The organism is Pseudomonas sp. JH-2 (genome assembly GCF_036231725.1).
GTDB classification, from domain to species: domain Bacteria; phylum Pseudomonadota; class Gammaproteobacteria; order Pseudomonadales; family Pseudomonadaceae; genus Pseudomonas; species Pseudomonas delhiensis.
On sequence record NZ_JAZAQP010000093.1, the window covers coordinates 1 to 7,187 of the forward strand.

8 protein-coding genes are annotated in these 7,187 nt (G+C 69.1%); 3 read left to right on the plus strand and 5 right to left on the minus strand.

Annotated elements, in window-relative coordinates:
• Positions 1-135: 135 nt before the first annotated feature.
• From VV867_RS30625 to VV867_RS30640, 4 genes are all read right to left on the minus strand, one after another.
• The gene (locus VV867_RS30625) at positions 136-954 is read right to left on the minus strand and encodes a helix-turn-helix transcriptional regulator (RefSeq protein WP_089389824.1); all 819 of its coding nucleotides are present in this window, start codon (positions 952-954) and stop codon (positions 136-138) included.
• A gap of 159 nt (positions 955-1,113) precedes the next feature.
• Entirely contained in the window at positions 1,114-2,448 is a 1,335-nt protein-coding gene (locus VV867_RS30630; protein ID WP_328568407.1) for a DEAD/DEAH box helicase, read from the minus strand.
• A gap of 45 nt (positions 2,449-2,493) precedes the next feature.
• Positions 2,494-2,970 (minus strand): LabA-like NYN domain-containing protein, encoded by a 477-nt coding sequence (locus VV867_RS30635; RefSeq protein ID WP_328568408.1) that lies wholly within the window; start codon positions 2,968-2,970, stop codon positions 2,494-2,496.
• 87 nt (positions 2,971-3,057) lie between these two features.
• Positions 3,058-3,780, minus strand: a complete 723-nt coding sequence (locus tag VV867_RS30640; RefSeq protein ID WP_328568409.1) for a DUF2076 domain-containing protein — start codon at positions 3,778-3,780, stop codon at positions 3,058-3,060.
• A gap of 171 nt (positions 3,781-3,951) precedes the next feature.
• Here VV867_RS30640 and VV867_RS30645 point away from each other — a divergent pair, with 171 nt between their 5' ends.
• Complete coding sequence (locus tag VV867_RS30645) at positions 3,952-4,605, plus strand: YciC family protein (RefSeq protein WP_009615681.1); 654 nt, start codon at positions 3,952-3,954, stop codon at positions 4,603-4,605.
• Between the two features lie 58 nt (positions 4,606-4,663).
• Positions 4,664-5,056: a VOC family protein gene (locus VV867_RS30650; RefSeq protein ID WP_328568410.1), complete on the plus strand. Its 393-nt coding sequence runs from the start codon at positions 4,664-4,666 to the stop codon at positions 5,054-5,056.
• Between the two features lie 43 nt (positions 5,057-5,099).
• Here the strand turns inward: VV867_RS30650 and VV867_RS30655 are convergent, their stop codons facing one another.
• A complete protein-coding gene (locus tag VV867_RS30655; RefSeq protein ID WP_328568411.1) occupies positions 5,100-5,939 on the minus strand; it encodes an SDR family oxidoreductase in 840 nt (279 codons plus the stop codon).
• 219 nt (positions 5,940-6,158) lie between these two features.
• Between VV867_RS30655 and VV867_RS30660 the strand changes: the two genes are divergently transcribed.
• Positions 6,159-6,908, plus strand: a complete 750-nt coding sequence (locus tag VV867_RS30660; RefSeq protein ID WP_109934616.1) for a substrate-binding periplasmic protein — start codon at positions 6,159-6,161, stop codon at positions 6,906-6,908.
• Positions 6,909-7,187: the final 279 nt, after the last annotated feature.

Sequence of the window (7,187 nt, forward strand, 5' to 3'; positions counted from 1 at the left end):
GCCTAATACATAGATGCAATCGGGTTCCTCTGTTCAAAAGCGGGTTGACGGTGGGGGTGAGTCCATACATAGGAGCGGGCCCTGCCCGCGATTTCGCGCGCAGGGCGCGCTCCTACATGGGCATGGCGCGGGCTATCAGCCCGTGGCGCGCATCTCGCCGGCATCGTCCTGCCCGGCCAGCTCGCGGATGAACAGGCCCAGCAGCTCCGACTGGCTGCCGATGCCGAGCTTGGCGTAGATGTTCTTGCGGTGGATCTTCACCGTGCCGGGGCTGATGTCCAGCTGTTCGGCCACCGAGGCGCTGGAGTGGCCGCGCAGCAGCAGCTGGACGATCTCCTGCTCGCGCGCGGTGAGCAGCTGCGCGCCGAACTGGTCGAAGGCCTCGCGGATCTTGTAGTCCAGGTCCTGCGCCGGGCGCGGCTGGGCGCGGCGCAGTTCCCAGGCCTCGCGCACCACCTGCTCCACCGCCGGGCGGGCGCAGTCCAGCAACTGCATCTCGTCGCGGCTGTAGGCCGGGCTCGAAGCCTTGCGCATCAGCGACAGCACCGCCTTGGCGCCGCCGGCCAGATCGACGAAGAAGGCGATCTCCTCGGTCAGGCCGGTCTGCTGGTAGTAGGTCTGGTAGTACTCGCCCAGGTAGAAGTGGTCCGGGGCGAACTGGCGCAGGCGCCACAGGCCCGGCGCCTGGTTGCGGGTGCAGGCGAGGTAGAAGGGGTCGAGCAGGTAGGGGCCGACCTGGTAGTCCTGCACGTAGACGTGGCGCACGTCCGCCGGGAAGGTGTCGAACAGGTCCAGCGGGCGGTGGTTGCCCTCGTAGACGAAGAGCACGAAGTGGTCCACCGGGCAGGCCTGCTGCAGCCACTGGCTGAGGCCGAGCAGGCGCGGGCGTCCGGGGGCGAGCGGGAGCAGCTGGGCAAGCCCGCCGGTCCAGGCTTTGAGTTCCTTGTGGCGCATAGGCTGTCGTTCTTGTTGTGTGCGCGGTGCACACACTATAGGCGTTCAGGATTCCGCACGGAAATGCAGGTTTTGCGCCAGTATCCTGAAAGCCCGCCAGCCGCGGCCCGCAGCGCGAAGGCCAGCGGGCCGGCGCACCAGCACGAGGCGCCCCGCCCCTCAGCGGCCCTTCGGCTTGCCCTTGCCCGCCGGCGCCTTGGCGAAGCCCGGCGCCTTGCGCACCGCCTTCACCTGCGGCTTGTCGGCCAGCAGGTCGCCCAGGTGGATCTTGCCTGGCTTGGCCTCGGGCACCTTGGGCTGCTTGGGTTTCTTCGGCTTCTTCAGCACCTGGCCGCCGGGCACGGTCTGCGGCACCCGGTGGTCCGGCTCGAAGCCCTCTTCCTCGCGGCGCGGCAGGGTCTGGCCGATCAGCGTCTCGATGGCCGCCAACTGCTGCACCTCGTCGGCGCACACCAGCGACAGCGCCTGGCCGCTGGCCCCGGCGCGGCCGGTGCGGCCGATACGGTGCACGTAGTCCTCGGCGACGATCGGCAGGTCGAAGTTGACCACCAGCGGCATCTGGTCGATGTCCAGGCCGCGGGCGGCGACGTCGGTGGCCACCAGGAAGTCCACCTCGCCGTCCTTGAACCGCTGCAGCGCGCGCAGGCGCGCCGGCTGCGGCTTGTCGCCGTGGATGGAGTCGGCGGCGATGCCTTCGGCCTGGAGCACGCCGACCAGTTCGTCGACGCCCTTGCGCGTCTTGGCGAACACCAGGGCCTGGCGCCAGCCCCGGCTGTGCAGCAGGTGCAGGAACAGCTCGGCCTTGCGCTTCTTGTCCACCGGCACCAGGTGCTGCTTCACCGTCTTCGCCGCGGTGTTGCGCGGTGCCACCTCGATGGTCAGCGGGTCGCGCAACAGCCCCTTGGCCATCTGCCGGATGACCTCGGAGAAGGTGGCGGAGAACAGCAGGGTCTGGCGCCGCGCCGGCAGCGCGGCGAAGACCTCTTCCAGCTCGCGGGCGAAGCCCAGGTCGAGCATGCGGTCGGCCTCGTCCAGCACCAGCGCCTGCAGCTGGCCGAACTTCAATGCGTTCTGCCGGTACAGGTCGAGCAGCCGGCCGGGCGTGGCCACCAGCACGTCGACGCCCTTGCGCAGCTTCATCATCTGCGGGTTGATGCTCACCCCGCCGTAGGCCACTGCGGTGCGCAGCGGCACATGCTGGCCGTAGGCGCGGAAGCTGTCGTGCACCTGCTCGGCCAGTTCGCGAGTGGGCACCAGCACCAGGGCGCGCACCGAGTTGGCGGCCACCTGCGGGCCTTCCTGCAGCAGCTTCTGCAGCAGCGGCAGGGCGAAGCCGGCGGTCTTGCCGGTGCCGGTCTGCGCCGCGGCCAGCAGGTCGCGGCCCTTGAGCACCGCCGGGATGGCCTGGGCCTGCACCGGGGTCGGGTTCTGGTAGCCGAGGCCGTCGAGGGCGCGCAGCAGGGGTTCGATCAGGCCGAGGGCGGCGAAGGTCATGGAGCACTCACGCAACGGAAGGTGGAATGGCCGGCATTGTAGCCGCTAGTGGCGCAGCAGCAGCTCGCCTTCGATGGGCACGTAGCGCGTCGCCGAGCGGATCAGCGCCTGGGCGGTCAGGCCGGGCACGCCATAGGCGGTGGCCGCCTTGCCCTGGGCGCGGACGCGTTGCAGCAGCAGGTCGAAGTCGCCGTCGCCGGAGCACAGGACGATCTCGTCCACCCGCGCCACGGCATCGAGCACGTCGATGGTGATGCCCACGTCCCAGTCGCCCTTGGCCGAGCCGTCGCTGCGCTGGATGTAGGGCTTGAGCTTCACCTCGAAGCCGAGGTTGCGGAGGATCTGCTGGAACTGCTGCTGGCGCGGGTCGCCACGGTCGATGGCATAGGCGTAGGCCTCGACGATGCGGCCTTCGCGGCTCAACTCGGCCCACAGGGCGGCGTAGTTGAAATGGCAGCCGTAGGCCTGGCGAACCGTGTAGTAGAGGTTCTGCACATCGGCGAACAGGGCGAGGGTTTTCAACGGCGGCTCCGGATCAGGCGGTGGGCGCGCATTATCGCAGCCCACCGCCGCGCCGCCAGCCCCGCGTCGTCGGCGTGGGGCATCCACTCAGCTGAACATGTCGCCGTCGTCGTCGAAGAAGCTGGAGTCGTCGGCGAAGCCGCCATCGTCGTAGTTGGTGTCGGTGAAGCCGTTGTCGGCATAGCGATCACCGTCGAGGAAGGACTGGCCGGAGTCGTCCAGCCCGGTGGGCTGCTCGGCCGGCACCTCTTCCTGGATCACCTCGACGATTTCCTGCGGCTGCGAGTGGTGGAACATGTTGGTCAGCAGGTCCGCCACCACCATGCCGCCGGCCACGCCCGCGGCGGTCTGCAGGGCGCCACGCAGGAAGCCGCCGCCCTGGGCGGGCGCAGCCTGCGGCGCGGCGGGGCGGAAGTCGTTGGGGTTGCTGGCGTAGCCGGCATTGCCGCCGGGCTGGGAGAAGCGCGTCTGGCCCCAGCCATCCGGGCGCTGTTGTGCCTGTTGCGGCTGCGGCGCCGCCTCGCGCTGGCCGCCGCCGAACAGGCCGGCGAGGAAGCCGCCGCTGCTGGGGCGGTTCTGCTGCAGGCTGGCGACCTGGGCTTCCAGTTCCCTTACGCGCTGGTCCAGGCGCTTGATCGCCGCTTCCTGGATCAGCATCGCCTGCGCCATGTAGTAGGGCGCGGCCGGCTGGCGCACGAGGTGCTGGTTGATCTGCGCCTCGGCCTGGGCGTCGCGCGGCGCGGATTGCCGCTCGGCTTCCTGCAGGCGGGTGAACAGGCCATCGATCAGGGTTTGCTCTTCGGAATTCATCTGGGGCCTCGAGTGAGCACCGGGGGTGGGAACGATCACAAGATTGGATCGGCCGGCGAAAAAACAAGTTCCGGTCGATGAAATCTTCTTCATCCGCGCTATCGGGGGCTCTGGTCTGGGCCGTCGGGCTTGGGTTAGAGTCGATTGCCACCTGGCCTTCTAGACGAGCCGATGAATCCCATCTCCATCCTGCGCGACACCTGGTACTTCTTCAGCCGCCACATCGGCACGCTGCTGCCGCTCTGCCTGCCCTGGATCGTCCTGGAGACGCTCACCCAGCAGCAGCTGAGCATGGCCGCCAATTCCCAGCAGTTCGCGCCCTGGGGCATGGCCGCCGGATTGATCTTCTACCCCATCTACACCGCCAGCCTGCTGCTCTACCTGGTCGACTTCGGCGAGGGCCGCCAGCGCGGCGTCGGCGAGCTGTGGCGCGCGGCGCTGCGCCTGTGGCCGGCCTTCGCCCTGCTCTCGGCGCTGAGTTCGCTGCTGATCGTCATCGGCCTGTCGCTGATGGTGCTGCCGGGCATCTACGTGATGATCAAGCTGGCCTTCGCCGAGGTGCTGCTGGTCAAGCGCGGCCTGCGGCCGATCGACGCCATGCGCGAGAGCTTCCGCCTCACCGGCGGGCACTTCTTCCTGCTGCTCACCACCGTGCTGGTGATCCTCGCCCCCACCTGGGCCCTGCAGGGCTGGATCGAGCAGCTGAGCGAGAACGCTCTCGGCTACAGCCTGGCGCTCAGCGCCCTCAGCGGTTTCTTCCAGTTGCTGCTGACCGTCGCCGCCTACCGCATCTACATCCTCGGCCCGGAGCGCGAGGAAGCCTGAGGCAGACTCCGGCGCGGGCGGCTAACCTTGTCCCTCCCGACCGCGCCAGGAAGCTGCCATGAGCGACGACCTCATCCCGCCGAGCTGCATTTCCCACGTATCCATCGGCACCAATGACTACGACCGTGCCCGCGCCTTCTATGACGCGGTGCTGGCCACGCTCGGCTGCCGCCGGGTGATGGAGCATCCCGGCGCCGTGGCCTATGGCCGCGAGTTCCCGGAGTTCTGGGTGCAGACGCCGCTGGACGGTGCGCCGGCCAGTGTCGGCAACGGTACCCACATAGGCTTCATCGCCAACAGCCGCGAAGCGGTGGATGCCTTCCACGCCGCGGCCCTGGCCAATGGCGGCCACGACGACGGCGCGCCGGGCCCGCGCCCGCACTATGGCGAACCCTACTACGGCTGCTTCGTCCGCGATCCGGACGGGCACAAGGTCGAGGCCACCTTCTAGGACCTGGGCAAGGCCGTACCGCACAGCCACTGAGGGGAGCGGCTCAGCGCTGGCCCGGTTTCAGCCCGGACATGCGCGGCACCAGCAGGCGTTCGAATAGCCGGGGGCAGTAGCGGGCCAGGAGGCGCGCGCGCCAGTTGACGTTGGACAGCACCAGCAAGCGCTTGCGCTGCAGGGCGCCCTGGTAGATCGCCTCGGCCACGTCGCGCGGGGAGGCCACTTCGCTGCCCAGGACCGCGGCCGGCTGGCGGATCACCGATCCGTCGCCGACTAGGGCGTTCTTGCGCAAGTCGGTGGCGGTGAAGCCGGGGCAGGCGAGGGTCACCGAGACGCCGGTGCCTTCCAGCTCCATGCGCAGGGTGTCGAACAGGCCATGCAGGGCGTGTTTGCTGGCGTTGTAGGCGCTGCGATAGAGCAAGGGGGCGAAGCCGGTGAGCGAGCTGAGCACGACGATCTGCCCCTGGCGGGCGATCAGGCTGGGCAGCGCCGCCCGGGTGCAATGCAGGGCGCCGTAGAAGTTCACCGCCATCACCCGCTGGAACACCTTCAGGTCGGTCTCGGCGAACAGGCTGCGGTGGGTGATGCCGGCATTGTTGACCAGCACGTCGATGCCGCCGAAGCGCTCGATGGCCCCGGCCACGGCCTGCTCCACGGCGGCGGGGTCGGTGATGTCGCAACGCAGCCCCAGGGCCTCGACGTTGAGGTGTTGCTGCAGGTGATGCACCAGGCTGTCGAGCGCGGCCTGGTCCAGGTCGAGGATCACCGGCCGGGCGCCCGCCTGGGCGAAACGCAAGACCAGCGCACGGCCGATGCCCGAGCAACCGCCGGTCACCAGGACCGTCTTGTGCAGGTAGACCTTGCTGGAAAAGACCTTGCGTGGCATGTGCGGAGCCCTCGGCCAGGCGCGGCGGCGGTGCCGGGCGCCCCTCAAGCATAGCCCCGGGGGAGCGCGGCGAAGGCTGCGCCGGCCGCTCCGTGTGCCGCTGGTCGCAGCCCGGGAATGTCGCCGCCGCTTTGCCGGCCACGGACTGGACAAGCCCCGGTTGGCGACTCATGCTCAATGCAGACACCAACACAAGAACGATAAAGGTGCGGCGCAGCAATGCTCAAGAAACTCCTGCTCCCGTTGGCCTCGTCGCTGCTTCCGGCGTCACTGGCCCATGCCCTGCCAGGCCCTGCCGGTGGCCCCCAGTCGCTGGCGGTCGGCTATTACGAGTTCCCGCCGTACATCTATACCGACGATGACGGCAGCACCCAGGGCGAAGGGGCCGAGTTGATCCGCAAGCTGCTGCGCCAGGCCGGCTACCGCGCCGAGCTCCGGGCCCTGCCCAGTGCCCGCCTCTATCAGGGCCTGCGCGACGGCAGCGTCCAGCTGTGGGCCGGGGCGCCCGGCAAGCCCGAGCTGGCCGAAAGCACCCTGGAGTGCGAGCACGTGCTCGGCCAGGTCACCCTCAACCTCTATCGCCTGGCCTCCCAACCCGCGCCTCACCTGCCCCAGGGGCTGGCCGGCAGCCGGGTGATCCTGATCAGCGGCTACAGCTACTGGCGGCCCGCCACCCAGTTGCTGGACGACCCCGGCCTCAACCTGGAGGTGCACCGCACCACCACCCACAACGCAGCGCTGCAGATGCTGCTGCGCGACCGCGGCGACTACCTGCTGGACTACCAGGCCCCGGTCGAAGAAGCCCGCAACGCCGCCGGCCTGCCACCGCTGGCCTACGACACCCTCTACCGCCTGCCGCTCAAGCTCATCGTCTCCCGCCGTACGCCCGATGCGGAACAACTCCGCCAGCGCCTGGACCAGGCGTTCGAGCAGTTGAGTGCGAAGGGGGAGAAGGTCGAGTTGAACTGAGGGGCAAGCAGGGTCGCGCCGGTGGGTCTGGTGTGGGGGCCGACGGCAGCGGATTTCGGTCAGGCGTAGGGCGAATAACCGTTCGCGGTTATCCGCCGGTGGGCCTGGTGTGGGGCCGACGGCGGATAACGCTTGGGGCGTTATGCGCCCTACGATTGCGTATTCGAACCGATGTTCCAGGCTGACACCGAACGCCCCAACAACGCCGAACGGCCCCCTCTCCCGCTTGCGGGAGAGGGCTGGGGAGAGGGAACGGCGTCAACCCGAAACACGACTGCC